The sequence below is a fragment of the Pseudomonas sp. Pseusp11 genome, from assembly GCF_047304405.1.
Lineage (GTDB): Bacteria > Pseudomonadota > Gammaproteobacteria > Pseudomonadales > Pseudomonadaceae > Aquipseudomonas.
The window spans coordinates 29,393-54,091 of sequence record NZ_JBGLZF010000020.1; the positions used below are offsets into that span (position 1 = coordinate 29,393).

Annotated in this window: 24 protein-coding genes; 15 read left to right on the forward strand and 9 right to left on the reverse strand. The window is 59.5% G+C overall.

Translation table 11 applies throughout. The features are described from left to right. Nucleotides 1–3 precede the first annotated feature (3 nt). Together dmeF and ACCC96_RS17650 are read right to left on the reverse strand one after the other, a co-directional pair. On the reverse strand, nt 4–930 hold the full coding sequence (gene dmeF, locus ACCC96_RS17645) for a CDF family Co(II)/Ni(II) efflux transporter DmeF (protein ID WP_413696436.1): 927 nt from the start codon (nt 928–930) through the stop codon (nt 4–6). A gap of 11 nt (nt 931–941) precedes the next feature. Then, nucleotides 942–1,217, reverse strand: coding sequence for a metal/formaldehyde-sensitive transcriptional repressor (locus ACCC96_RS17650; RefSeq protein WP_019648873.1), 276 nt, complete (start codon nt 1,215–1,217; stop codon nt 942–944). Nucleotides 1,218–1,468: 251 nt separating this feature from the next. Between ACCC96_RS17650 and ACCC96_RS17655 the strand changes: the two genes are divergently transcribed. Further along, on the forward strand, nt 1,469–1,804 hold the full coding sequence (locus ACCC96_RS17655; RefSeq protein WP_413696437.1) for a hypothetical protein: 336 nt from the start codon (nt 1,469–1,471) through the stop codon (nt 1,802–1,804). A 248-nt stretch (nt 1,805–2,052) separates the two neighbouring features. Here ACCC96_RS17655 and ACCC96_RS17660 read toward each other — a convergent pair whose 3' ends face one another. Next, entirely contained in the window at nt 2,053–2,391 is a 339-nt protein-coding gene (locus ACCC96_RS17660) for an FKBP-type peptidyl-prolyl cis-trans isomerase (protein WP_018929733.1), read from the reverse strand. A 96-nt stretch (nt 2,392–2,487) separates the two neighbouring features. Beyond that, nucleotides 2,488–2,952, reverse strand: coding sequence for a hypothetical protein (locus ACCC96_RS17665; protein WP_019648870.1), 465 nt, complete (start codon nt 2,950–2,952; stop codon nt 2,488–2,490). 815 nt (nt 2,953–3,767) lie between these two features. Between ACCC96_RS17665 and ACCC96_RS17670 the strand changes: the two genes are divergently transcribed. The 4 genes from ACCC96_RS17670 to ACCC96_RS17685 all read left to right on the forward strand — a co-directional run bounded on the left by ACCC96_RS17670 (nt 3,768) and on the right by ACCC96_RS17685 (nt 7,787). Beyond that, the gene (locus ACCC96_RS17670; protein ID WP_413696438.1) at nt 3,768–4,229 is read left to right on the forward strand and encodes a hypothetical protein; all 462 of its coding nucleotides are present in this window, start codon (nt 3,768–3,770) and stop codon (nt 4,227–4,229) included. Nucleotides 4,230–4,440: 211 nt separating this feature from the next. Next, the gene (locus ACCC96_RS17675) at nt 4,441–5,514 is read left to right on the forward strand and encodes a diguanylate cyclase domain-containing protein (protein ID WP_413696439.1); all 1,074 of its coding nucleotides are present in this window, start codon (nt 4,441–4,443) and stop codon (nt 5,512–5,514) included. 171 nt (nt 5,515–5,685) lie between these two features. After that, nucleotides 5,686–6,978: an MFS transporter gene (locus ACCC96_RS17680; protein WP_413696440.1), complete on the forward strand. Its 1,293-nt coding sequence runs from the start codon at nt 5,686–5,688 to the stop codon at nt 6,976–6,978. Between the two features lie 32 nt (nt 6,979–7,010). Further along, nucleotides 7,011–7,787 carry a substrate-binding domain-containing protein gene (locus ACCC96_RS17685; RefSeq protein ID WP_413696441.1) on the forward strand — a complete coding sequence of 259 codons (777 nt, stop codon included), beginning with the start codon at nt 7,011–7,013 and terminating at the stop codon, nt 7,785–7,787. On the opposite strand, the gene ACCC96_RS17690 is transcribed toward ACCC96_RS17685, so the two are convergent. Then, complete coding sequence (locus tag ACCC96_RS17690) at nt 7,777–8,691, reverse strand: LysR family transcriptional regulator (RefSeq protein ID WP_413696442.1); 915 nt, start codon at nt 8,689–8,691, stop codon at nt 7,777–7,779. The two genes, ACCC96_RS17685 and ACCC96_RS17690, sit on opposite strands and share 11 nt — an antisense overlap. A gap of 193 nt (nt 8,692–8,884) precedes the next feature. On the opposite strand from ACCC96_RS17690, the gene ACCC96_RS17695 reads away from it, so the two are divergent. After that, the gene (locus ACCC96_RS17695) at nt 8,885–10,693 is read left to right on the forward strand and encodes a monovalent cation:proton antiporter-2 (CPA2) family protein (protein WP_019648866.1); all 1,809 of its coding nucleotides are present in this window, start codon (nt 8,885–8,887) and stop codon (nt 10,691–10,693) included. An 83-nt stretch (nt 10,694–10,776) separates the two neighbouring features. Here ACCC96_RS17695 and ACCC96_RS17700 read toward each other — a convergent pair whose 3' ends face one another. Next, nucleotides 10,777–11,349 carry a cytochrome b gene (locus ACCC96_RS17700; RefSeq protein WP_413696443.1) on the reverse strand — a complete coding sequence of 191 codons (573 nt, stop codon included), beginning with the start codon at nt 11,347–11,349 and terminating at the stop codon, nt 10,777–10,779. A 331-nt stretch (nt 11,350–11,680) separates the two neighbouring features. Here ACCC96_RS17700 and ACCC96_RS17705 point away from each other — a divergent pair, with 331 nt between their 5' ends. Then, complete coding sequence (locus ACCC96_RS17705) at nt 11,681–12,343, forward strand: response regulator (RefSeq protein WP_413696444.1); 663 nt, start codon at nt 11,681–11,683, stop codon at nt 12,341–12,343. Next, nucleotides 12,340–13,716, forward strand: coding sequence for an ATP-binding protein (locus ACCC96_RS17710; RefSeq protein WP_413696445.1), 1,377 nt, complete (start codon nt 12,340–12,342; stop codon nt 13,714–13,716). The genes ACCC96_RS17705 and ACCC96_RS17710 overlap by 4 nt, the downstream gene beginning before the upstream one ends. Before the next feature lie 235 nt (nt 13,717–13,951). On the opposite strand, the gene ACCC96_RS17715 is transcribed toward ACCC96_RS17710, so the two are convergent. Further along, a complete protein-coding gene (locus tag ACCC96_RS17715) occupies nt 13,952–14,848 on the reverse strand; it encodes a LysR family transcriptional regulator (RefSeq protein WP_018929748.1) in 897 nt (298 codons plus the stop codon). Between the two features lie 133 nt (nt 14,849–14,981). Between ACCC96_RS17715 and ACCC96_RS17720 the strand changes: the two genes are divergently transcribed. Then, on the forward strand, nt 14,982–16,628 hold the full coding sequence (locus ACCC96_RS17720; RefSeq protein ID WP_413696446.1) for a GMC family oxidoreductase: 1,647 nt from the start codon (nt 14,982–14,984) through the stop codon (nt 16,626–16,628). 226 nt (nt 16,629–16,854) lie between these two features. After that, nucleotides 16,855–18,477 carry an MFS transporter gene (locus ACCC96_RS17725; protein ID WP_258612254.1) on the forward strand — a complete coding sequence of 541 codons (1,623 nt, stop codon included), beginning with the start codon at nt 16,855–16,857 and terminating at the stop codon, nt 18,475–18,477. 66 nt (nt 18,478–18,543) lie between these two features. Here the strand turns inward: ACCC96_RS17725 and ACCC96_RS17730 are convergent, their stop codons facing one another. Beyond that, nucleotides 18,544–18,906: a DUF427 domain-containing protein gene (locus tag ACCC96_RS17730; RefSeq protein WP_413696447.1), complete on the reverse strand. Its 363-nt coding sequence runs from the start codon at nt 18,904–18,906 to the stop codon at nt 18,544–18,546. A 231-nt stretch (nt 18,907–19,137) separates the two neighbouring features. Here ACCC96_RS17730 and ACCC96_RS17735 point away from each other — a divergent pair, with 231 nt between their 5' ends. The 4 genes from ACCC96_RS17735 (at nt 19,138) to ACCC96_RS17750 (ending at nt 23,045) form a co-directional block, all read left to right on the forward strand. Continuing rightward, entirely contained in the window at nt 19,138–21,087 is a 1,950-nt protein-coding gene (locus ACCC96_RS17735; RefSeq protein ID WP_413696448.1) for a DNA topoisomerase III, read from the forward strand. Nucleotides 21,088–21,149: 62 nt separating this feature from the next. Next, on the forward strand, nt 21,150–21,689 hold the full coding sequence (locus ACCC96_RS17740) for a GNAT family N-acetyltransferase (protein ID WP_413696449.1): 540 nt from the start codon (nt 21,150–21,152) through the stop codon (nt 21,687–21,689). Between the two features lie 571 nt (nt 21,690–22,260). Then, a complete protein-coding gene (locus ACCC96_RS17745; RefSeq protein ID WP_413696450.1) occupies nt 22,261–22,590 on the forward strand; it encodes a hypothetical protein in 330 nt (109 codons plus the stop codon). A 152-nt stretch (nt 22,591–22,742) separates the two neighbouring features. After that, on the forward strand, nt 22,743–23,045 hold the full coding sequence (locus ACCC96_RS17750) for a hypothetical protein (RefSeq protein ID WP_413696451.1): 303 nt from the start codon (nt 22,743–22,745) through the stop codon (nt 23,043–23,045). A 1-nt stretch (nt 23,046) separates the two neighbouring features. Here ACCC96_RS17750 and cynR read toward each other — a convergent pair whose 3' ends face one another. Beyond that, nucleotides 23,047–23,931 (reverse strand): transcriptional regulator CynR, encoded by an 885-nt coding sequence (gene cynR / locus ACCC96_RS17755; RefSeq protein WP_413696452.1) that lies wholly within the window; start codon nt 23,929–23,931, stop codon nt 23,047–23,049. Between the two features lie 118 nt (nt 23,932–24,049). On the opposite strand from cynR, the gene cynS reads away from it, so the two are divergent. Beyond that, nucleotides 24,050–24,517, forward strand: a complete 468-nt coding sequence (gene cynS / locus ACCC96_RS17760; RefSeq protein ID WP_305480705.1) for a cyanase — start codon at nt 24,050–24,052, stop codon at nt 24,515–24,517. Nucleotides 24,518–24,699 lie beyond the last annotated feature (182 nt).

The following is a 24,699-nucleotide window of genomic DNA, read 5'->3' on the forward strand; positions in this document are numbered from 1 at the left end:
ACCTCAAACGTTGCGATATTCGACCGTCAGGTGAGACAACTCATGAACCGGCGCCAGACGTTCGCGGATGGCGTCGGCACTGACGCTCGCCGCAGCCACGACACTGACAATCGCCGCCCGCGCCTGGGGCCCGACTTGCCAGACGTGAAGGTCGCTGATGCGAACATCGTCCGTCGACTCGAGCAGCTCACGAATTTCGGCAGCGACGTGCTCATCAGTGGTATCGAGCAACACCGCGGCGCTATCGCGCATCAATCCATAGGCCCATTTCGCGATAACAAGGGCTCCGACGACGCCTATCACCGGGTCCAGCCAGACCCAACCCAAATAGCGCCCGGCCAACAATGCCGCGATAGCCAGTACCGAAGTCAATGCGTCGGCCAGCACATGGACATACGCCGAACGCAGGTTGTTGTCGTGATGATGGTGACCGTGGTTATGGTTGTGATGATCATGGCCGTGATCCCCATGGTTGCCCGCCAGCAGCAATGCACTGACGACATTCACCACCAGCCCCACCACCGCAATCACCGTCGCTTCGGTGAAGGCCACGGTGATAGGTTGAAACAGCCGCAAGATCGATTCGCCGGCGATGCCGATCGACACCAGGCCCAGCACCATGGCAGAAGCAAACGCCGCCAAGTCCCCGACCTTGCCGGTACCGAAGCTGAAGCGCGAATTGTTGGCGTGTCGCCTGGCAAAACTGTAGGCCGCCGCAGCTATGCCCAAGGCCACGGCGTGGGTCGCCATATGAAAACCGTCCGCCAGTAACGCCATGGAGCCGGTGATATAACCGGCGGCAATCTCGCCAATCATCATCACGAACGTCAGCGCCACCACCCACAGCGTGCGGCGCGCATTTTCATCGTGGGCGGCGCCCAGAAACAGGTGATCGTGGGTAAAACGCGAAGCCTCAGGTGTCAGTGTCATGGGGCGGGCCTCTATTTCGAGTAACGGCGGATGGCTTGCAACAAGTCTTCCACGCCTTCGGCGCGCGCTTCGTCGCTGAGGCCGGGACGCGCCACATGTTCACGGGCATGGGCGTCGATGAACTGGTCCATCAATCCGTTGACCGCACCGCGAATTGCCGCGACCAGGTGCAGGGTTTTGGCGCACTCGGCATCGGACTCCAACGCCCGCTCCACCGCCTGGACCTGACCGGCAATGCGCCGGACGCGATTGAGCAAATCGTCTTTGTGTTCGTGGATGTGCGACATACCTATACCCCCTACCCCTATTTAGGCGGGCATGGTTACCGATATTGCCGGGGCTGGCAAGTCAGGGAGCGATCAAAAACAACGGCCAGAGTTTCAGACCCGTCCTACATCTATCCAATGCCCGTTGATATAGCGTCCACATCGCTTTCAAAAGATGAAACAAGGACGCTCATGGCTCGAAAAACAGACATACCTGCTCTGATCAAGGCAGGAAAAACCGATCATAAAGGCAACATTCAGGGAGTTAAAAAGTGAGCCTCCGCTACCAAGATCCAACAATGAGCCACGAGGAAGCGACGAGACTTCTAGCTAGCAACGTAGAAACCAGCGTTGTTGCTGCATTGATTTCTATTGGCCTGAATGAACAAGACAAGACCTGGGCTCGGAACACCTGTCTGAAGTACCTCGAGAGTGAGTCCGAATCAGTTGCAGCATCTGCCATCACCGCGCTCGGTCACATAGCCCGCAGACATGTTGATCTGGACGTGGGTGCTGTCATCCCGGCCCTTGAGAAGGTGAAGGAAAAATTTCCCTCCCTGGAAGGGATTGTGGCGGACACCCTTGATGATATTGAGGCATTCACCTGATTCGCCGTTTAGGCAAAAGAACATTTTTTCCGCGAACCGAACACTGAATTGTGGCGAGGGAGCTTGCTCCCGCTCGGGTGCGCAGCAGCCGCAAAACTGGCGAGTGGAGATTCCCTGACACGCCGCATGTGCAGGTTTCAGGGTCGCTGCGCAACCCAACGGGGGCAAGCCCCCTCGCCACAGATAGCAAAAACCCCGCTCTCTCCTCTCAGAGACAGCGGGGTTGATCATTTCAACTCACACGCCCATCAATCATCCCGCGTCAGCACTTCCAGCAATTCAATCTCGAAAATCAGATTCGAATTCGGCGTAATCGCCCCCATCGAGCGCTCGCCGTAGGCCAGGTGCGCCGGCACCAGCAGCTTGCGCTTACCGCCGACCTGCATGCCCATGATTCCCTGGTCCCAGCCCTTGATCACCCGCCCCGTGCCAATCACGCACTGAAACGGTTTGCCCCGGCTGTAGGAAGAATCGAATTCAGTGCCGTCTTCCAGCCAACCGCGATATTGGGTGGTGATCAGCGCGCCTTTGACGGCAGCTTTGCCGTCGCCCACTTCAAGGTCGATTACCTGCAACTCATCATTCATTACATTCACTCTATCTGTGCGCTTGCCCGAGCGGGCTTGATGGGCGCCGTTTTCCCAGAAATGCGGGCTATTGGCAAGCCGGGTCGATTAATCCGTTCACTCCTTGGGTTGGCCAAAAGGAATGCCGTTAAAGGTGTGGGTGCAACAAGGGCAGAAAGGGGTCATGTACTCAGCCGTCAGTTCAGGATTGACGATCTGCAGACAGCCCTGATCATCGACATACAAACCGCTGAAATAGCTCGACTCCCCCAGTCGCACCTGCTCCTGCCTGTCCTTTTCATGCAGGGCAACCATCCAGAACACCGGCTCAGGTCGATCCAGGCGAGCCACCGCTTCGCTAAAAACCTCATCCCATTGCCGGCCGACGCGGGACAGCAGGAACCGGAACAATGGTGTGTAATCGAATCCATGCCGACGAGTGCCATGCATCGAACCGCGTGACGACTCACTGTGGGTTTCGGCTTTGGTATGGCGCTGATGCCTGTACTCACCCGAGTAATCATTCAGCCGAACACCCCAGGTACGAGTGTTGATCTTGCGGTAGAGGGGTTTCTTTTCCAACGAGTCGCTCCTGACATCCAGTCACTCAAACACCCTATGCGTTTTACTCGAACGGTGGACAATATCAATCAGCCCGCCGTGGCTGATTGTTTCAGACGGTTTGAAGTGGCAATGGCGTAATAGTGAGATCGCCATCGCGAGCCTGCTCGCGATAACGGTGTGTCAGCCAACAACGTCGTACGTTCATGGCTGACGCGTCTCGTCGCAGCCTTTATCCTGTGCGCCCCCGCCGTATCGAGTTTTTGGAGTTTCCCGTGCCCCACGAAGGCAACCTTTTACAAGCCGCTGTCGTCTTTTTGTTCGCGGCGGTGCTGACCGTCCCCTTGGCTAAGCGCCTGCAATTGGGGCGGTGGGAACGATCATGAAACTGCGCCGATCCCAATGTAGGAGCTGCCGAAGGCTGCGATCTCTTGATCTTTAATGATTCAACTGCCGCCAAAGATCAAAAGATCGCAGCCTTCGGCAGCTACGCCAACCGGATACACCCGTGGAATTGAAGGCGTACACCAATCTGATCTGCCCCCAAAATGTTGGACGGTCTATTGCCACACGCCCATCAATCATCCCGCGTCAGCACTTCCAGCAATTCACCGCTTTCCAGAAATGCAGGCCATTGGCAACCATTTCGCTCTGCATCCGGCAGTGGTCGTGAACTGGGCACTATACGAAAACTGCCTGATCGCCACTCGGCGACTTTTCGTACAGACCCAAATTTACACAACAGGACTTATGTAACCCGACAATACGCCGATACCGTGCAGCGGCACGGAAGCACCGAAGCAGCACTTACTCCATAGAAGGCAGGAGCCTGAACAATGTTTGAACACATCTGGCGCAGCATCCATTCCCCGGGCTACTTCCCCAACGTACTGGAGTGGATGATCAATATTCTCCTCAACCCGTTCATGGTGATTATGTGCCTGATGGTCGGAGCGCTGGCCGGTAAATGGTGGAGAGCCATCCCCTACGGCAGCCTCATTTGTTATGTGGTGTTCCTGAGCCGGTCGTCATTCTATCGGTGGGGAAGCATTTTCCCCGAAGCCGGCCTGCCTGCGCTGTTGATTGATGGCGCACTGCTGGCCCTCCTCGGCTTCTATCTGAAAGGCGTACTCAAAACCCGCTCAGAAGCAAAACCCGAAGGCCATTGGTTGCGCTGGCTTTATCAAAGCCTGAAGGTCGTCATGCTGACAGTCATGGTGATGTTCTGGGTACTCGTCGTGCTGTTTGTCGTGACCTTCACCGTCTCGGTCACGACCCAACCGTCAGTGGCGCGCTGACCCACCTCCTGCTTGCCAGGGTCTGTACGAAAAGTCGCCGAGTGTCGATCAGGCAAAAACAGGCGAAGAAACGGAGTTTACGGGTTGTAAATGAGCATTCCGAGCCTGTTTTTAACGCAGCATGATCGACACGCAGGCAGTTTTTCGTACAGCGCCTTAATATACCCGCCATCTCCCCCACGGTTCGATACGCCATGAGCGCAATTCCTCAATGAGTCAGCTCTGGACCGACGTCACCATCGGCTCACTTACCCTTGCCCTGATCGTCGCGCTGATCTGGCGCGATCGTTCGCTGCAAAAGCAGTTGACCGAGTGCCGTGCGCTGATCGACAGCCTCACCGAGGGACAAAACATCCACCAGGAAGGCGACGCCGAACGCTTCAAACGCAGCCAATACTTCGCCCGCATCGGCACCTGGGACTGGGAGGTCGATACCGACAAGCTCTATTGGTCAGATGCGATCTACGGCATGTTCGGGTTCAAGATCGGCGAGGTGACGCCCTCCTACGCACTGTTCTGTTCCTGCGTACACCCGGACGACCGGGTCAAGGTCCGCACCGGTGAACTGCGTTGCCTTGAAACCGGCGAAAACCACGACGAGGAATACCGCGTGGTCTGGCCGGATGGCAGCATCCGCTGGCTGCGGGAAACCGGCAATGTGGTCAAGAATGAGCATGACGCAACGATCAAGATGATGGGTGTGGTACGCGACATCACCGAAGAAAAAGCCTCCGCCAGTTACCTGCAACACCTGGCCCATTACGACCCGTTGACCGGCCTGCCCAATCGCCTGGTGCTCGAAGAACGCCTGTCCGATGCCCTGGAACAGGCCCGCCTCAGCACCACGCGGGTGGCACTGGTGTTTGTCGACCTCAATGGGTTCAAGGCGATCAACGACCACTATGGCCATGCGGCCGGCGACCGCGTGCTGATCACCACCGCGACACGCCTGAAGAGAATCCTGCGCTCAACCGACACCGTCGCCCGAATCGGCGGCGACGAATTCGTGGTCATCCTCCAGGGCCTTCCCCAAGGCAACAGCCTGCAAGACGAAGCCCGCAGCATCTGCCAGAAAATCTTCATCGAACTCGCACCGCCAGTGACCATCGGCAACGACCAGCGCCACATCGGCAGCAGTCTCGGCGTGGCGGTGTTCCCGGACCATGCGCCGAGCATGGACCGGTTGATTCACATTGCCGATCTGGCGATGTATGAGGCCAAGCGCAGTGGGAATAATCAGTATCGGTTGGGGAACATCAGCCCGATACGCGTTCACAGCGAATAGCCTTGGGCAAACGCCGCGTCTCTGGGTCGGTAGTATTGATCCGCTTCATGCATCAATACATACCAACTATGCAATTAACATATCGATGCCCCTGCTCCACTATCCACCCCAATAAGAACCGTGCACCGCGTCCAGGCAGTGCACGTCATAAAAGCGGTGGAGTACACGTCAATGACAGCATCAATCCATTCCGGTCGCTCCCGGACCAGTGCGATTTTCCGAGTGACCTCGGGCAACTTCCTCGAGCAATTCGATTTCTTCCTTTTCGGCTTCTATGCCACGCAGATCGCTGCCGTATTTTTCCCTGCCAGCAGCGAGTTTGCGTCCCTGATGATGACGTTCGCGGTGTTCGGCGCCGGCTTCCTGATGCGTCCGTTGGGCGCCGTGATACTGGGCGCTTACATCGATGATGTGGGGCGCCGCAAGGGGCTGATCGTCACCCTGTCGATCATGGCCAGCGGTACGATTCTGATTGTGCTGGTGCCCGGATACGAAACCATCGGGCTGTTCGCCCCGGCCATCGTGCTGATCGGCCGATTGTTGCAAGGCTTCTCGGCCGGTGCGGAACTGGGCGGTGTATCGGTGTACCTCGCGGAGATCGCCACTCCCGGCAACAAAGGTTTCTTCACCAGTTGGCAATCAGCGAGCCAGCAGGTGGCGATCATCATCGCGGCGGCTTTGGGCTATGGTCTGAACCAATGGATGGCGCCGACGATGATTGCCGATTGGGGATGGCGGATTCCGTTTTTCGTCGGCTGCATGATCGTGCCTTTCATCTTCTTCCTGCGCCGTAACCTAGAAGAAACCGAAGAGTTCGCCGCCCGCAAACATCGGCCAAGCATGGGCGACGTGTTCCGCACCCTGGGACAGAACTGGGTCATCGTGTTCGCCGGGATGATGATGGTCGCCCTGACCACTACTGCGTTCTATCTGATCACCGTGTACGCGCCGACCTTCGGCAAAACCGTGCTGCACCTGAATACCTCCGATGCGCTGTTGGTGACCTTGCTGGTGGGCGTTTCGAATTTTTTCTGGTTGCCGATTGGCGGTGCGCTTTCGGATCGCATCGGTCGTCGCCCGGTACTGATCGCCATGGCGTTGCTGACGTTGGCCACGGCCTACCCGGCGCTGACTTATCTGGTGCAAGCACCGAGCTTCATCAACATGCTGTTGGTGCTGCTGTGGCTGTCGTTCATTTATGGCTTGTACAACGGCGCGATGATCGCCGCGCTGACGGAAATCATGCCGGTCGAGGTTCGGGTCGCAGGTTTCTCTTTGGCTTATAGCTTGGCGACGGCGGTGTTCGGCGGTTTCACACCGGCCATATCGACCTTCCTGATCCAGTACACCGGCGATAAGGCCGCACCCGGTTACTGGATGAGTTTCGCCGCGTTCTGTGCCCTGTGCGCGACGCTGTTTCTCTATCGCCGTGCCTCTGGCCGTCTGCAACCGGCCGTGTCGTGAACCACCCAACCTCTAACTGCGAGAGCTATTTGATGAAAAGGTTTTTCAACTTCACCGCCCTGGCCCTGGTGGCCAGTCTCGGTCTGAGTTCGATCGCCCAGGCTGAAGAAATCCGTGTAATGACCTCCGGTGGTTTCACTGCGGCCTACAAAATCCTCGGTCCGAAATTCGCCGAGTCTAGCGGCAACACCCTGGACACCGCCCTCGGTCCATCCATGGGAAAAGCCCCGGAAGCGATTCCCAATCGTCTGGCCCGCGGTGAGAAAGCCGACGTGGTCATCATGGTCGGCTATGCCCTCGACGACCTGATCAAGCAAGGCAAAGTCGATCCCGCTTCACGGGTCGAACTGGCGGATTCGCGGATCGGCATGGTGGTGCGTGAAGGTGCGCCGAAGCCGGACATCAGCTCGGTGGAAGGCCTGAAAAAAGCCTTGCTCGACGCCAAGTCAGTCGCCTACTCCGACAGTGCCAGCGGCGTGTATATCGAGGATCAACTGTTCAAGCGTCTGGGCATCGAAAACCAGCTCAAACCCAAATCGAAGATGATCCCGAAAATCCCGGTGGGCTCGGTGGTTGCCACCGGCGATTATCAACTGGGCTTCCAGCAGGTCAGCGAATTGCTACCAGTGCCTGGGGTGAGTTTTGTGGCGAAAATTCCGGAATCGGTGCAATCGGTCACCCGTTTCGCCGCCGGTATTCCGGTCGATGCGCAACACCCGGCCGAGGCCAAGGCGCTGCTTGAGTACCTGGCCTCCACCGCAGCCCAGCCGGACGTAAAAGCTACGGGGCTGGACTCAGTCAGCCACTGACCGAAGGTTGCTGGATTTTCATTTCCACCACCAGGCGCTCCAACGCCAATGCCGCCGGGGTTAACGTACGACCCCGGCGCTTGATCAAACCAACACTGCGCATTACCTGCGGATCGGTCAACGGTACCCGCGTCAGGATCGGATGATCCGCCGCCGGCATCGCCATTAACGGCACGGCAGCCACACCCAACCCGGCCTCCACCAGACCGATCATGGTTGTCACATGGCGGGTTTCGCAGATGCTCGGCCGCTGCGGCACCACGCCAGTCAGCGCTTGATCCAGCAAAAAGCGATTGCCCGAAGTCTTGTCCAGCGAGATGTAATCCTGCTGATAAAACTCATCCCACGTCACGCTGCTGCGTCCCGCAAAGGGGTGATCTCGTCTGCACGCCACCACATAACCTTCCTGCACCAGCGGCTCGAAATCGACTTCGGCCTCCAGGGTGCCCATGAAGCTCAGGCCAAAGTCCGCTTCACCGTTGACCACGGCACTCAATACCTCGTGAGCGCTGGAATCGAGCACCTTGACCTTGATCCGCGGAAATTGCCGATGGTAGTGGGCGATCACGCGCGGCATGAAGTAGTACGCCGCCGACGGCACACAGGCGACGGTGACATGCCCGAGCCGGGTCGAGGCGACTTCGCTGATGCCCAGTAGCGCCACGTCAAGGTCATCCAGCAGGCGCTCGACGCTGGGCATGAAACCACGCCCGGCCTGAGTCAGGCTGACTCGGCGAGTCGTGCGCTCGAACAATTTGACGCCCAGAGCGTCTTCGAGCTTTTCGATCCGCCGGCTGAGGGCTGGTTGGGAGATGCGTACGGTGTCCGCGGCCTTGCGAAAGCTGCCCTGCTCCACCACAGCGCGAAAGGCTTGCAGATCGTTAAGGTCGAAGTTGATGGCCATGGTACGCACTCGGGAACGAACAGTTTGATCAGCTTATCCTATGAATGTCACTAATTGATGCTAAATGTAACGACATCTTGGGTGCCTGCAAAACTGCCATCGCAAGGCCCAAACATTTTCGTTCATGGCTGACGCATCCGGCTCCAGCCTTTATCCTGTGCGCCCCCGCCGTATCGAGTTTTTGGAGTTTCCCATGCCCCACGAAGGCAACCTGTTACAAGCCGCTGTTGTTTTTTTATTCGCGGCGGTGCTCACCGTCCCCTTGGCCAAGCGCCTGCAACTGGGGGCGGTGCTCGGCTATCTGTTTGCCGGGGTAATCATCGGGCCGTCGGTGCTGGGCTTGATCGGTAATCCACAAAGCGTCAGCCACATCTCCGAACTCGGGGTGGTGTTGTTGCTGTTCATCATCGGCCTTGAGCTATCGCCGCGACGTTTGTGGGTGATGCGCAAATCGGTGTTCGGCGTGGGCCTGGCGCAGGTACTGTTGACCGGTTCGGTGATTGGCGTGCTGGCGTTGTTCGTGTTCGGCCAGTCCCTGAACAGCGCCATTGTGTTGGGCCTGGGCCTGGCGTTGTCGTCGACCGCGTTTGGCTTGCAAAGCCTGGCCGAGCGCAAGGAGCTGACCAGCCCCCATGGGCGGTTGGCATTCGCGATTTTGCTGTTCCAGGACATCGCCGCGATCCCGTTGATCGCGATGGTGCCGTTGTTGGCCGGCGGTGATCACACCAGCAGCGCGGCCGAAGATTTGAACCATGGCTTGCGGGTGCTGGGCAGCATCGCGGTGGTGGTGATCGGCGGGCGTTATCTGTTGCGCCCGGTGTTTCGCGTAGTGGCCAAGACCGGTCTGCCGGAGGTGTCCACTGCCACCGCCTTGCTGGTGGTGATCGGCACGGCGTGGCTGATGGACCTGGTCGGCGTGTCCATGGCACTCGGCGCGTTCCTCGCCGGTTTGCTGCTGGCGGACTCCGAATACCGTCACGAACTGGAAGCGCAGATCGAACCGTTCAAGGGTCTGCTGCTGGGGTTGTTTTTCATCAGCGTCGGCATGGGCGCCAATTTGAGTCTGCTGCTCAGTGCGCCGGTCGTGGTGCTGGGGCTGACCGTGCTGCTGATCGCCATCAAGCTGCCGCTGCTGTTTGTCGTCGGTCGACTGGCCGGGGGGTTGGGCAAGGTCAATGCGATTCGTTTGGGGATCGTGCTGGCGGCCGGTGGTGAGTTTGCCTTCGTGGTGTTCAAGATCGGTCGGGACCAGGGCTTGTTCGAACCGCGCCTGTACGACTTGCTGGTGCTGACCATCACCCTGTCGATGGCGCTGACGCCGCTGTTGCTGCTGGCCTGCGCACGGCTGGTCAAACCCAAGGTGCAACCGGTGGAGGTACCGCAGAAGTTCCGTGAAATCGACGCCGACACGCCCCGCGTGGTCATCGCGGGCATGGGTCGTATGGGTCAGATCGTGGCACGGATTCTACGGGCGCAGAACATCAAGTTCATCGCCCTCGACACCTCGGTGGAAACCATCGAACTGTCCCGCAGCTTCGGCGGTGTGCCAGTGTTCTACGGCGACCCGATGCGCCCGGAAATCCTCAGCGCGGCCAAGGTCGAGCAAGCGGAGTTCTTTGTGATCGCCACCGATGATCCGGACACCAACATCAAGACGGCCGAGGTGGTGCACAAGCTTTATCCGCACATCAAGATCATCGCCCGCGCCCGTAACCGTCAGCATGTGCACCGCTTGGTGGATGTCGGGGCGCAGGCAGTGCGGGAAACCTATTACTCCAGCCTGGAAATGACCCGGCGCACCTTGGTAGGACTGGGGCTGACCCAAGCCCAGGCGGATGCACGGATCAAACGCTTTACTCATCACGACGAACAGGTGCTGGAGGCTCAGCACGCGGTGTATGACGATGCGGCCAAGGTGATGCAAACCGCACAGGAAGCGCGAGCGGAACTGGCGAAGTTGTTTGAGTCGGATCAGCTGGAAGAGCAAGCGGGCAAGGTTTGAGGTAACGGTGATGGCTTCATCGCGAGCAGGCTCGCGATGAACGATAACGCAGTGTTCGAGGCAACCCGAACGCCCAGGGAAACTTATCGCTGACGCTCGTTGACACCCGCACCAAAGCCCTTGGGCAGCATACGCGTGAGCGTGTTGTCGCGAACCCAGTAGTGATGGACCAACCCCGCCGCCGCGTGCAAACCGATCAGCCAGTAGCCGGCACTGCCGAGCCACTCATGCCAATGTTTGAATTGCTTGGCCAGCACGGGATCAACCGCCACGGGCGCCGGCAGGAAGAAATCGAAATACGGCATTGGCTTGCCACCGGCGGCCAGCATCAACCAGGCCAATAGCGGTGTTGCAATCATCAGCACATACAGCGCCAGGTGCATGAGGTGCGAGACGCCGGTCTGCCAGGTTGACAGGGCCGGGGTAATCGGTGGCCGGGGCGTGAGGCGCCCGAGCAGGCGGATCCAGACCAACGCAAAAATGCTCAATCCGAATAAGCCGTGAAGCCCCAGGAAAAGGCCCCTCAAATCATTTCCACGGGGCAGTAGTCCTTTGATCTCGATGCAGCCATAAACGCCGACGAACAGCGCCAGCATCAGCCAGTGCAAGGTGATCGAGAGTTTTCCATACCGGTGTACTGCTGAATCTCGGGTCATACAGAGCCTCTTGAAGATCGGTGGCGGCTGCCGACTCATTTCGTGCAGCCTGGATCCGGTTTCGTCGAACCGACCGGCGCCACCCTGCCTGTCCAGTCTTAAGACAATCTGAAGATAACCTTCAGACTTCGTTAAGAATCGCCTTCGATACTCCCCCCGGGGTGATCACCTTTACCGTCAAAAGCGCTATGGTGAAGCTCGGGATGCACTGCAAAAAGCCCTGCACGCCGCGCCCCGTCCTGGCCGGGAAAGCGCCGACGCCGGGCGTCGCAAAGAGATCGAAGCATTACTGGGTGACGTGAACAAGAAACTCGACTGACAGGAGTCCCGTGTGCGCTTATTACTGATCGAGGATGACGTGGCCCTTGGCGAGGGCATTCATCAGGCCCTGGGCCGTGAGGGTTACACCGTCGACTGGCTGCAGGACGGCAGCAACGCCTTGCATTCACTGCTCAGCGAAACCTTCGATGTGGCGGTGCTCGACCTCGGCCTGCCGCGCATGGACGGTCTGGAAGTGTTGCGCCGCTTGCGTGCCAGCGGCTCGAACCTGCCGGTGCTGATCCTCACCGCCCGGGACGCCACCGAAGACCGCATCGCCGGGCTGGATGCCGGCGCCGACGATTACCTGATCAAGCCCTTCGACCTGGCCGAACTCAAGGCTCGCCTGCGGGCTTTGTTGCGCCGCAGTGCCGGTCGCGCCCAAGTGCTGATCGAACACGCCGGCATCAGTCTGAACCCCGGCACCCAGCAAGTCAGTTATCTGGGTGAGCCGGTGGCGCTGACGCCCAAGGAATATCAACTGCTCCATGAATTGCTCTCGCCTCCGGGCCGGGTCATGACCCGCGATCACCTGATGCAACTGCTTTACGGCTGGAACGAAGAAGCCGAAAGCAACACCCTGGAAGTGCACATCCATCACTTGCGCAAGAAGTTCTCCACCGACCTGATCCGCACCATTCGTGGAGTGGGTTATCTGGTGGAGGAGCGTCGATGACTTCAATCCGGCGGCGTACCCTGACGCTGATCATCGGCCTGATGCTGACGGGGTTGGCAATCCTCAGCGTGTTCAACCTGCACGACAGCAATCACGAAATCGCCGAAGTCTACGACGCCCAACTGGCGCAGAACGCCCGGCTGCTGCAGGGTGTGATGCGCATGCCGCTGGCCAGCCATGAACACGCCGAACTGTATCAAGCGTTCAACAAGGCCTTGAGTGAAGCGGTGCCGGGCGTTGATGGTCACCCCTATGAAGGCAAAATTGCCTTTCAGGTGTGGAATAGCAAAGGCGAAGTGCTGGTGCACACCGCCAGCGCCCCCTCCTTCACCGTGCCGCCGACGACACATGGTTTCAGCGATGTGGTGGATTTGAGCAGCCGTCATTGGCGGGTGTTCGTGCTCGAAGACAAACAGAATGACCTGCGCATCTGGGTCGGTGAACGGGACGACGTGCGTGCAGACCTGGTCGACCGGATCGTGCGTCACACCCTGTGGCCCAATGTGCTGGGCAGCCTGATGCTGGCGGCCATGGTCTGGCTGGCCATTGGCTGGGGGCTCAAACCCCTGGCCGATATGGCGGCAACGTTGCGGGCACGGCACAGCGGTTCTCTGGAGCCGTTGCAACTGACCCCGTTGCCCAGCGAACTGGAACCGATGCAAGCGGCGCTCAATCGGATGCTCGCGCAAATTCAAGAGGTGCTGGGTCGTGAGCGACGCTTCATCGCCGACGCCGCCCACGAATTACGCACGCCACTGGCCGTGTTGCGGGTGCATGCGCAAAACCTGCTGGAAGCCGGCACGGAACAGGAGCGTCGTGAGTCCCTGGCGTTTCTGATTGCCGGGGTCGACCGCGCCAGCCGTCTGGTCAATCAATTGCTGACCATGGCCCGTCTCGAACCCAAGGCCGTGACGCCGGTGCTGCACAGCATCGACCTGAGTGAAACCGTGCGCGCCAGCCTGGCCCAGCTCACACCCTGGCTGCTGAGCAGGAACCTGGAATTGGCTTTCGACGCCGAGGACCGGCCTTTCAAAGTCCTCGCCGACGCCGGCACCATCGACATCGCCCTGAACAACCTGGTCACCAACGCGGCGAATTTTTCGCCGGAGAATGGCGTCATCACCGTGCAACTGAGTCAGGACGACGGGTTCTACAATTTGAGCGTCCAGGACCAGGGACCGGGCATCGACGAAGCGGATCGCGCACGATTGTTCGAACGCTTTTACAGCCGTGGAAACACCGGCGGCGCGGGCCTGGGGCTGGCCATCGTCAACACCATCGCGACGCAGCTGGGTGGGCGGATTACCCTGGTCAACCCACCGGAAGGTGGGTTGCGGGCGACGCTGTCGATTCCTGTTGACCAGCACCATTGAACACTCTGTGGCGAGGGAGCTTGCTCCCGCTGGGCTACGTAGCGGCCCCAAAATCTGAACAATCGCCGATTTTTGTGAGTGCTACGCACTCAAGCGGGAGCAAGCTCCCTCGCCACAGGTTTCTCACTGACTCAAGATTCCATTACCCGAGCGAGGCTAGCCCGCGAAGAACGATAACGCGGTGTGCCAGACCTGACGCCTTCGCAGGCAAGTCGGATCGCCGCACCGCTCGCTCCTACAAAGGAATGGAGCCTCGCAGCAGAGCCTGCTCACGCTCACACAACTCCACCACGTAATCCCACAACACCCGCAGCCGCACCGACTTGTGCAGCTCGCGCCGGGTACTGATCCAATAACTGCGCTGGATGCTTTCGTCCGGTAGCAACGGCACCAGTTCAGGATCGGCGCTGGCCATGTAGCACGGCAGCACCGCGATGCCGAGGCCCGAGCGCGCGGCCTGTTGTTGAGCGATGACGCTGGTGCTGTGAAACACCACCTGGGGGTTGCGGCAGAAGCTGTTGAGGAACATCAGTTCCTGGCTGAACAGCAAGTCGTCGACGTAACCGATCCACGCATGGCGGCCGAGGTCTTCACGGCTGCGCAGGGGTGGCGAGCGGTCCAGATAGGCCTGGCTGGCGTAGAGCGCCAGTCGATAGTCGGTGAGTTTGCGGGTGACCAGCATGTCGGCGGCCGGGCGTTCGAGGTGAATGCTGATCTCCGCTTCACGGTTGAGGATGCTGACGAAGCGCGGCACCGCCACCAGTTCCACTTCCAGCCCAGGATAGCGTTCGAACAAGCCGTTCATGCGGCTGGCGAGGAACATGATGCCCAGCCCCTCCGTCACCCCGACGCGGATCTTGCCCAGCGGCGCGGTGGATTGGGTGATTTCTTCCTGAGCCAGCAACGCGACGTTTTCCATGGCCTCGGCGTGCTTGAGCAGCGCTTCGCCGGCCGGGGTCAATTCGTAGCCTTGGGCATGCTGGACGAACAGCGCGGTGCCGAGGCTTTTTTCGATGGCCTCGATGTGCCGGGCCACGGTGGCGTGGGTGGTGTTCAAGCGGCGGGCGGCGGTCAGCAAGCGGCCGCTGCGCTGCAATTCGAGAAAAAACCGCAGGTCATTCCAGTCGAACATGAACCATCCTTGACGTTATGCCGTTAATAACGCTGTTTAAAAACGCACAGCAGCTGCGCAAAAACTAACATTCTTTTAACGAAAGCTAACAACTAGGATGACCGACAACAAGAACAACAATACGAGGTCAGGGATGCAGACTTCCCTTGATGAATACGACTACATCGTGGTCGGCGCCGGGCCGGCCGGGTGTTTGCTGGCCAATCGATTGTCGGCCAACCCGCAGCACCGCGTGTTGCTGCTCGAAGCCGGCGGCCGCGACAACTATCCGTGGATTCATATCCCCGTGGGTTACCTGTTCTGCATCGGCAACCCGCGCACCGACTGGTGTTTCAAGACCGAGTCGCAACCGGGCCTGCAAGGCCGCGCCCTGAGCTACCCGCGCGGCAAGGTGCTCGGCGGCTGTTCCTCGATCAACGGCATGATCTACATGCGCGGCCAGGCTGGTGACTACGATAGCTGGGCGGCCGAGGGTAATTCCGGCTGGGGCTGGCAAGACGTGCTGCCACTGTTTAAACAGAGCGAAAACCATTTTGCCGGCGATTCGGAGTTTCACGGCGCCGCTGGCGAATGGCGGATCGAGCGGCAACGTCTGTCGTGGCCGATTCTCGATGCCTTCCGCACTGCTGCCGAACAAAGCGGCATTGCCAGCATCGATGACTTCAACCAGGGCGACAACGAAGGCTGCGGCTATTTCCAGGTCAACCAGAAAGCCGGGGTGCGCTGGAACGCGGCCAAGGCGTTTCTCAAACCGGTCCGCCACCGCACCAACCTCACGGTGCTGACTGATGTTGAAGTCGACCGCGTGCTGTTGGAAAACGGCCGTGCCTCGGCGATCAGCGCCCGTTGGCAAGATAAGGCGAAAACCTTCAAGGCGCGCAAGGAAATCATCCTGTGTGCCGGCTCCGTCGGTTCACCGGGCATCCTCCAGCGTTCCGGCATCGGCCCTCGCCCGCTGCTGCAACAACTCGGTATCGGCGTTGCCCATGAACTGCCCGGCGTGGGCGGCAACCTGCAGGACCACCTGCAACTGCGGCTGATCTACAAACTGGAAAACGCCCGCACCCTGAACCAGATCGCCGGCACGCTGTGGGGCAAGATGGGCATGGGCCTGCGTTATCTGTATGACCGCAGCGGCCCATTGTCCATGGCCCCAAGCCAACTCGGCGCCTTCGCCCGTTCGGGACCCGAGCAGACCTCGGCGAACCTCGAATACCACGTGCAACCCCTGTCGCTGGAGCGCTTTGGCGAACCGCTGCACGCCTTCCCCGCCTTCACCGCGTCGGTCTGCGATCTACGCCCGCAAAGCCGTGGGCGCATAGACATTCGCTCCGCCGACCCGCGGGAAGCGCCACTGATTCAGCCCAATTACCTGAGCCACCCGGAAGACTTGCGTGTGGCAGCCGACGCGATCCGCCTGACTCGCCGCATCGTTTCCGCCCCCGCCCTGCAAGCGTTCAAACCGGTGGAATACCTGCCCGGCGACAGCTTGCAGAGCGAACAGCAATTGCACGAAGCCGCCGCCCGGATCGGCACCACCATTTTCCACCCGGTGGGCACCTGCCGGATGGGCAACGACGCGGACGCAGTAGTCGACGCTGAACTGCGCGTGCATGGCATCCCCGGCCTGCGCATCGCCGACGCTTCGATCATGCCGCGTATCACCTCGGGCAACACCTGCTCGCCGACATTAATGATCGCCGAGAAAGCGGCGCAGCTGATCCTCAACCCCAACACAAGGAGCGTGCCCCCCGAAAAACAACAGGTCACACCGGCCTGAAGCAACACGCAATCCCTGTAGGAGCTGCCGAAGGCTGCGATCTTTTGGCGCCCTTTAAAGCGCTGAAAGATCAAAAGATCGCAGCCTTCGCCAGCTCCTACAGTAGTGAGCGTGTTACGGAAAAGAAATCGATGCAGGTAGCGTCGAATTGACAGTAGCGGCACCCGCCCACAAGGCTGGCGCCGACAGTGGAACAACAAAAACAATCACTGTGAGGGATACCGATATGTCAGAACATGTTCAGCCCCTGGAAGCCGTCCGCAGCGCGGGCACCAGTCAGGAAACCCAGAAAGTCATCTTCGCCTCGTCCCTGGGGACGGTGTTCGAGTGGTACGACTTTTTCCTCTACGGCGCCCTCGCGGCGGTCATCAGCAAACAGTTCTTTGCCGGGGTCAACGACACCACGGCGTTCATCTTCGCGCTGATGGCCTTCGCCGCCGGCTTCATCGTGCGCCCGTTCGGTGCGTTGGTGTTCGGACGCTTGGGGGACATGATCGGGCGTAAATACACGTTCCTCGCGACCATCGTCCTCATGGGCCTGGCGACCTTCTGCGTCGGCTTGCTGCCGACCTACGCGAGCATCGGTATCGCCGCGCCGATAATCCTCGTGGTGCTGCGCATGCTCCAGGGCCTGGCGCTGGGCGGTGAGTACGGCGGCGCTGCCACTTACGTCGCCGAACACGCACCGATCGGCAAGCGCGGCTTCCACACCAGCTGGATTCAATCCACCGCCACCCTCGGCTTGCTGCTGTCGCTGCTGGTGGTGCTGGGCTGCCGTTACTTCACCGGCGACCAGTTCGAAGTCTGGGGCTGGCGTATTCCGTTTCTGTTTTCGATCGTGCTGCTGGGCATTTCCACCTGGATTCGCCTGAGCCTGCACGAGTCGCCTGCGTTCGTGAAAATGAAAGAGGAAGGCAAACTCTGCAAGTCGCCGCTGCGCGATTCCTTCGGCAAATGGGAAAACCTTAAAGTAGTGTTGATCGCCCTGTTCAGCATCAACGCCGGGCAAGCGGTGACCTTCTATGCCGCGCAGTTCTACGTGCTGTTCTTCCTCACGCAGTTCCTGAAAATGGACCCGGCCCTGGCCAACAGCCTGCTGATTGTCAGCGTGATCATTGGCGCGCCGTTCTTCATCTTTTTTGGCTGGCTGTCGGACAAGGTCGGACGCAAACCGGTGCTGATGATCGGCCTGCTGCTGGCGACTGCACTGTACTTTCCGATCTTCAAGTCCATCGCCCACTACGCCAACCCGGCCATCGACCAGGCCAGCCGTCAGGCACCGATCACCGTGCTGGCCGACCCGGCCACCTGCACCTTCCAGTTCGACCCGGTGGGCAAGGCGAAATTTGATAGCCCGTGCGACAAGGTCAAAACCTTCCTGGTCAAACAGGGCCTGCCGTACAACAGCGAAGCGGCCCCGACCGGCAGCGGTGTGCAGGTGAGCGTCGGTGACGTGAAGCTCGACGGCTTTGACGAAGCGGCCCTGCGTGGCGCAGTGACCCTGGCTGGGTATCCGTCAAAAGCCGACATCCAGCTGATCAATAAACCGATGATCGTGGCGTTGATCGTCGCGCTGATCATCATCTCCGCCATGTGCTACGGCCCGCTGGCGGCGCTGATGGTTGAACTGTTCCCAACCCGTATTCGCTATACCTCGATGTCCCTGCCCTATCACATCGGTAACGGCTGGTTCGGTGGCTTTCTGCCGACGGTGTCGTTTGCCCTGGTGGTGTACACCGGGGATATTTTCTACGGGCTGTGGTACCCGGTGGTGATTACCGCGGTGAGCCTGGTGGTGGGGATGATGTGTTTGCGGGAGACGAAGAACGTGGATCTCGATAAAAACTGAGAGCTAATAGGAGATCAGTTTGTGGCTAGGGAGTAAGCCCCCTCGCCACAAACTGCTTTTTGCACATCAGGTCTTGAGCACCTCAAACGTCACTTCGTCAGGATAGAACGCCACATACCCGCCAATCTGCGCAACCGACACCTTGGGGTGCTCATAACTCCATACCGCGTTGGCACTTTCATGCCCGGGGATTTGCAGGCTGTAATAGCTGGCATCGCCCTTGTACGGGCAATAGCTGGTGTGGTCGGTGCGGGCAAAATACTGATCGGCGATGTCCTCCCGCGGGATGTAGTACACCGGAGGATAATTGGTCTCATGCATGACCAGCGCCCGAGTGGACGACGCCACTTGAATGCCATGGAACTTCACCACCACGCAGCCGGGTTGGGGGACGATGGAGATGGGACTACCGGCACCTGGGACTTTCATGAAGTAGGTTCCTCTGTTGCTGTTGTGCGGTTTCCGCGCCCCAACAGGTATACCCCATGTTCCGCTATCACGAGTACTTCGCAGCCGAACGGAGCGTGCTTCAGTCGCTGGATTGACCGCTGTCATCAACCGCAACAGCTCAAGCTGTACATCCATACAGATAAAGATTGCTCCATCGCTCATCACCCGCCATTCTGTGCACCTCTCGAACACTGATCGACGATGGTGGTTATGCGGCTGTACCTCTGTGAAAAACCTTCCCAGGCCAAAGATATCGCGGCCGTGCTCGGCGCCAGGCGTCGGGGCGACGGCTGCTGGCTGGGAACGGACGTCACAGTGACCTGGTGCATCGGCCACCTGCTGGAAACCGCGCCGCCGGATGCCTACGACGCGCGTTACAAGCGTTGGGTGCTGGCGGATCTGCCGATCATTCCCGAAAAATGGAAAATGACCGTCAAGCCGCGCACGGCCAGTCAGTACAAGGCGGTCAAGCGCCTGCTCGGCGAAGCGAGTGAACTGGTGATTGCCACCGACGCCGACCGTGAGGGCGAGATGATCGCCCGGGAACTGGTGGAGCATTGCCGTTATCGCGGGCCGATCCAGCGGCTGTGGTTGTCGGCGCTGGACGATGCCTCGATCCGCAAGGCGCTGGCGGCGCTCAAGCCGGGGGCCGAGACGTTCAGCCTCTATCATTCGGCGCTGGGGCGCTCCCGGGCCGACTGGTTGATCGGGATGAACATGAGTCGGCTGTTCACCCTGCTGGGGCGTCAGTCCGGCTATCAGGGCGTGTTGCCGGTCGGTCGGGTGCAGACGCCGACTTTGCGGCTGGTGGTGGATCGCGACCGCAGCATTGCCGATTTCGTCCCGGTGGCCTACTGGGCTATCGATGTGCAACTTCTGCACGATGGCACGGCATTCATGGCCCAGTGGCGTGCGGCGTCCGATGCTTGTGACGATCAGGATCGCTGCCTGAACCAGGCGCTGGCCCAGCAGGTGGCGGCGGCCATTGGCAACGCGGCGAGCGCTCGGGTGATCAAGCTACGTACCGAGCGCATGCGTGAAGTCGCGCCGCTGCCGTTCGACCTCGGCACCTTGCAGGAAGTCTGCTCGAAAAAACTCGGGCTCGGCGCTCAGGAAACCCTCGATATCGCCCAGGCCCTGTATGAAACCCATAAAGTCATCACCTACCCGCGCAGCGACTGCGGCTACCTGCCCCTGAGTCAACACAGCGAAGCGCCGGGCATTCTTGCCGCGCTCAGGCAAGCCGACCCGGCCCTGAACGCCTTGCACGATTATCTGGAGCCGCAACGCCGCTCGCGGGCCTGGAACGATGCCAAGGTCAGCGCGCACCACGGCATCATTCCGACCGCCGCGGCGAAGAATCTCGACCGACTGGTGGGCAAGCAACGGGCGGTCTACACCCTGATTCGTGCGCGTTACCTGGCGCAATTCCTGCCCAATCATGAATACGACCGGACCCAGGCCGACTTCGACTGTGCCGGTGAAGCCTTGCGCGCCGTGGGCAAGCAGATTGTCGAGCCCGGCTGGAAACGCGCCCTGCCCGAAGCCCTCGCGCCCGCCAAGGGCCGCGAAGCACCGGCACCGCAAACACTGCCGACACTGGCCGAAGGGCGTGACTGCGCGGTGGCCGACGTGAAGCTAAAGGACCTCTGGACCCAGCCGCCCAAGCCATTCACCGAAGGCGATCTGATCAAGGCAATGAAGAACGTTGCCAAACTGGTGGAAGATCCGCTGCTCAAGCAAAAGCTCAAGGACACCACCGGCATCGGCACCGAAGCTACACGCGCCTCGATCATCCAGGGCCTGCTGGATCGCGGTTATCTGATCAAGAACGGCAAGGCCCTGGCCGCGACGCCGGCGGCTTTCAGCCTGATCGATGCGGTGCCGCGCGCGATTGCCGATCCCGGCACCACGGCGATCTGGGAACAGGCGCTGGACATGGTGCAGAGCGGTGAAATGAGCCTGGAAGAATTCGTCACCAAACAGGCCGCGTGGATGAGCAAGCAAGTGGCGCGCTGCGCCGGCCTGAACCTGACCATCAGCGGGCCGGCAAGCCCGGCTGGGTGTGGCGCTACGCCATGGAAAAACAAACGCAAACCCGCCAAACGCAAGCCTTCGACCGGCGCCAAGCGCGCGGCGAAACCGGCGGGCAAGGTTTGAGGTCTGCGAATCGAAATAGTCTAGTGTTCTTCAATGTCAGTTAAGAGACGGAAGGCACGACCATGACGACAATCAGGAGTCAGCCCTCGATAGAACTGCACGCCGCCCAGCGCGACGAACTGGAAACCATCGAAAACCTGATGCAGTTCTACATGTACGATTTCAGCGAATGGCTGCCGCTGAAGCTTGGGGAGCATGGCTTCTTCAACATCCAGCCCAAACTGGACTACTGGCGCAACCCGGCTACCCGGCCGTTTCTGATCAAGGTCGACGGCGAGCTGGCGGGGTTCGTGACCGTGGATAACGAAACCCATATCGTCGGCGCCGAGTACAACATCGGCTACTTTTTTGTCAGTCGACGCTTTCGTGGCCAAGGTGTCGCGAAGTTTGTCGTCTCTGCCCTCTTGAGCCGCTTCCCCGGTCAATGGCAGATTTTCCACATCGATGCCAACCAGCCTGCGCGGCTGTTCTGGGCCAGGGTGATGCCCGATCTCACGGGCGGAGCATTCACCGTGCATCAGCTGCCGATCGACGGTTATCCCTGCACCGTTTACCGCTTTACAAGATCGCAGCCTTCGGCAGCCCCTACCCCGGCACCGTAGGAGCTGCCGAAGGCTGCGATCTTGGCGACTTCAACGACGGCACGCCCCTTTAAGCGCTAGCCACGCTGACTTTCTAATTCCAAAACCACTTTGTCCGACAATATGTAGTGAACAAAAATATTCACTACAAAACCGTTGACGCCTCCGATTTGCCCTTGCATGATGCAGACGTCTCCCCGATCGGGAGTACAGGCAACACGTTTGAGCAAGTTCGTCTGACCGCCGAGCTGTTTTTCCCGGATACACGCTGCCCACAAGGCAGATTGAAGAAGCTGACCTGGCCTGAACGTCCAGTACAAGGGCGAGAAGCGCTGGCGATCAATCCTCATGAAGCTTGTGGCCGACCCTGAAAACGTCGGCAGTGGCCTCCAGGTTTTCGCTGCTTCTCTTCGTTGTGACGCTATTGCGTAGCAGTTATTCAACACGACTACATGCAACAGATGCGCGACCCCGTCGTATTGACGGTCGACCGCTGACGTCCTGGTTTCGGTGCCAGGGATCAACTAACCGATGGGCTACCTGTATTAGCGAATCAACTTTGAAAGATCACCAAATGGTCAAGGGGCTTACTATGAATCTGAACAATCAACCTACTATCGATGAACTGGCTCGCTTGTTCGCTGCGCAAAAAGACAGCCAAGACAGCCATATTCTGTGGATCAGCAAATCGGGCCAGGTCCATATCGACTGCCTGTCGCCCCATGCCCACGAAGAAGAGTTCGACAAGAACAACCAGAACCTGCTGGCCCGCATGAAGATGTACCGTCGCGGCCAGGGCTATGTCGGCAAGAAAGCCGCGGCCGACAAGGACTTCATCGGCAACGTGCTGCAAACGCTGAAACAGGCGTGGGCCTCGCTGCAGAACCAGAATGAAGTCCGGGTGATTGATCGGTTGTACTGATCTCTCCCAAACACAAGAAGGCCCCGCTCGTTTTATCGAGCGGGGCCTTTTTTTGTTTGTCGTGCCTGCACCTCTAACTTCGCACCGGGTCAAAAGAACAGGGCTATGGTTAACAGTGCGCTGGACATCGGTTTATCCGCTGGAGGTCTGCGATGAAAACAACCCTGACATTCATGCTATTGGCATTGGCAAGTGCAGCTTATGGAAACAGTGTTCCCGGCGTTCCCGCCTTCGATGTGGACTGCCCCGGGAAAATCATGGTCCACGCCGACCAGGATGGTCCGGTGATGATCAACAGCAAAGAAGCCCAGACCAAAATGATCAATGATCGCCTTTTCGAGGCCAAGGGGCCGGATGTGACGATCTCGATCAACATCGCGGATGACGACACGGTAGCCGTGACCTATACCAGCAAGAAAGGCGGCAATGGCATCTGCCAGTCGGTGGATGATTGATTCACACACTGGTGCTGCCGGCCATCACCAGGTTCGCGAACGCCACAGACGCGGCACTGTGATAGTTGTTCTTCCTGCGCAGCAACGCCGCGTCGCGCCGGGGTGCCTCGCCCTGTAATTCAATCCGGCGCAATGCCCGTTCTGCCGTGGCGATGGGCTCCGGGAGAATGGTGGCCATTGGCGTGTGGCGAATGACTTCCAGCAACGTACTCACCGAGTTCACCTCGATCGCCACCTTGGGTGTGATGTGCTGTTGCCGAAAATACTCGTCGATCGAGGATCGGGTGATGAAGTCCGGCGTCAGCAACGCGAATTCCAGTTGCGCCACCTCCTTGGGTGATAGCGGGTTCTGCCGTTCGTACAACGGATGACGGTGCCCGACCATCACGCCCAGAGTCTCGACAAACGCCGGCACGCACTCGATATCCGGGCTCCTCACCGGGGTGAAGGCAATGGCAATGTCCAGCGAGTCATCAAGCAACCCCGCCTCGATGTCATCCATCGATAACTCGAAAATCTGCAGATGGATGTTCGGAAACTTCGCCGCGTAATCGCGCACCAGCGGCCCCACCAGATACGCCATGAACGTTGGCGTCATGGCCAGTCGCAAGGTGCCGCGAGACAAGTCCTTCACGTCATGCAGCGCGCGTTTGCCCGCTTCCAGTTCCACCAGCACCCGCCGGGCACATTCGATATAGGCCTGCCCCGCGTCGGTCGCTCTGACCGTGCGCGAGGTACGGTCGAACAGGCTGACACCCAGGGTTTCCTCCAGCTGCCGGATCTGCTGGGACAACGTTGGTTGGGAGACGTGCAACGCCTCGGCGGCGCGGGTGAAGCCGCCGTGGTCGGCGACCGCCAGCAGGTAGCGCAAATGTCGGAGCAGCATGGGGCTCATCATCTATAGGCAGGACTTATGCAAAGCATTGTATATCGATCTTGGACGCTATGAATCAATCAACCGAAGATGACTCCACTTTCCAGCCACAACCGATAGGAGTCACACCATGCAACAGTCCCACGCTTACCAGGACACTAGTCTGGCCCTGACCACTTCGATCCTCGATGCCAAGGCGCGCAAGAATCTGTCCTGGCAGGATCTGACCGACGGCACCGGCCTGGGTCTGGCCTACGTCACCGCCGCCCTGCTCGGCCAGCATCCTCTGCCAGAAGCCGCCGCCAGAGTGATCGGCGAAAAACTCGAGCTGGACGCCGACACCGTGGCCCGCCTGCAAATCATCCCGCTGCGCGGCAGTCTGTCGGGTGTTCCGACCGACCCGACCATCTACCGCTTCTACGAAATGATCCAGATCTACGGCACCACGCTCAAAGCCCTGGTTCACGAGCAGTTCGGCGACGGCATCATCAGTGCGATCAACTTCAAGCTGGACCTGAAAAAGGTCGAAGACCCGGAAGGCGGCTCCCGCGCCGTGATTACCCTGGACGGCAAGTTCCTGCCGCTGCGCCCGTTCTAAGTAACTGGCCACCTTTAGCAAGCGATACCCCGTAGCAGCTGCCGAGCCTGCGAGGCTGCGTTCGGCTGCGAAGCAGTCGTGAAATCAAGCAGCGCGGTCTTTCAGGTAGACCGTGTGCACCGGGTTTACGACGGCTCCACCGCCGAACGCAGCCTCGCAGGCTCGGCAGCTGCTACGCCCCC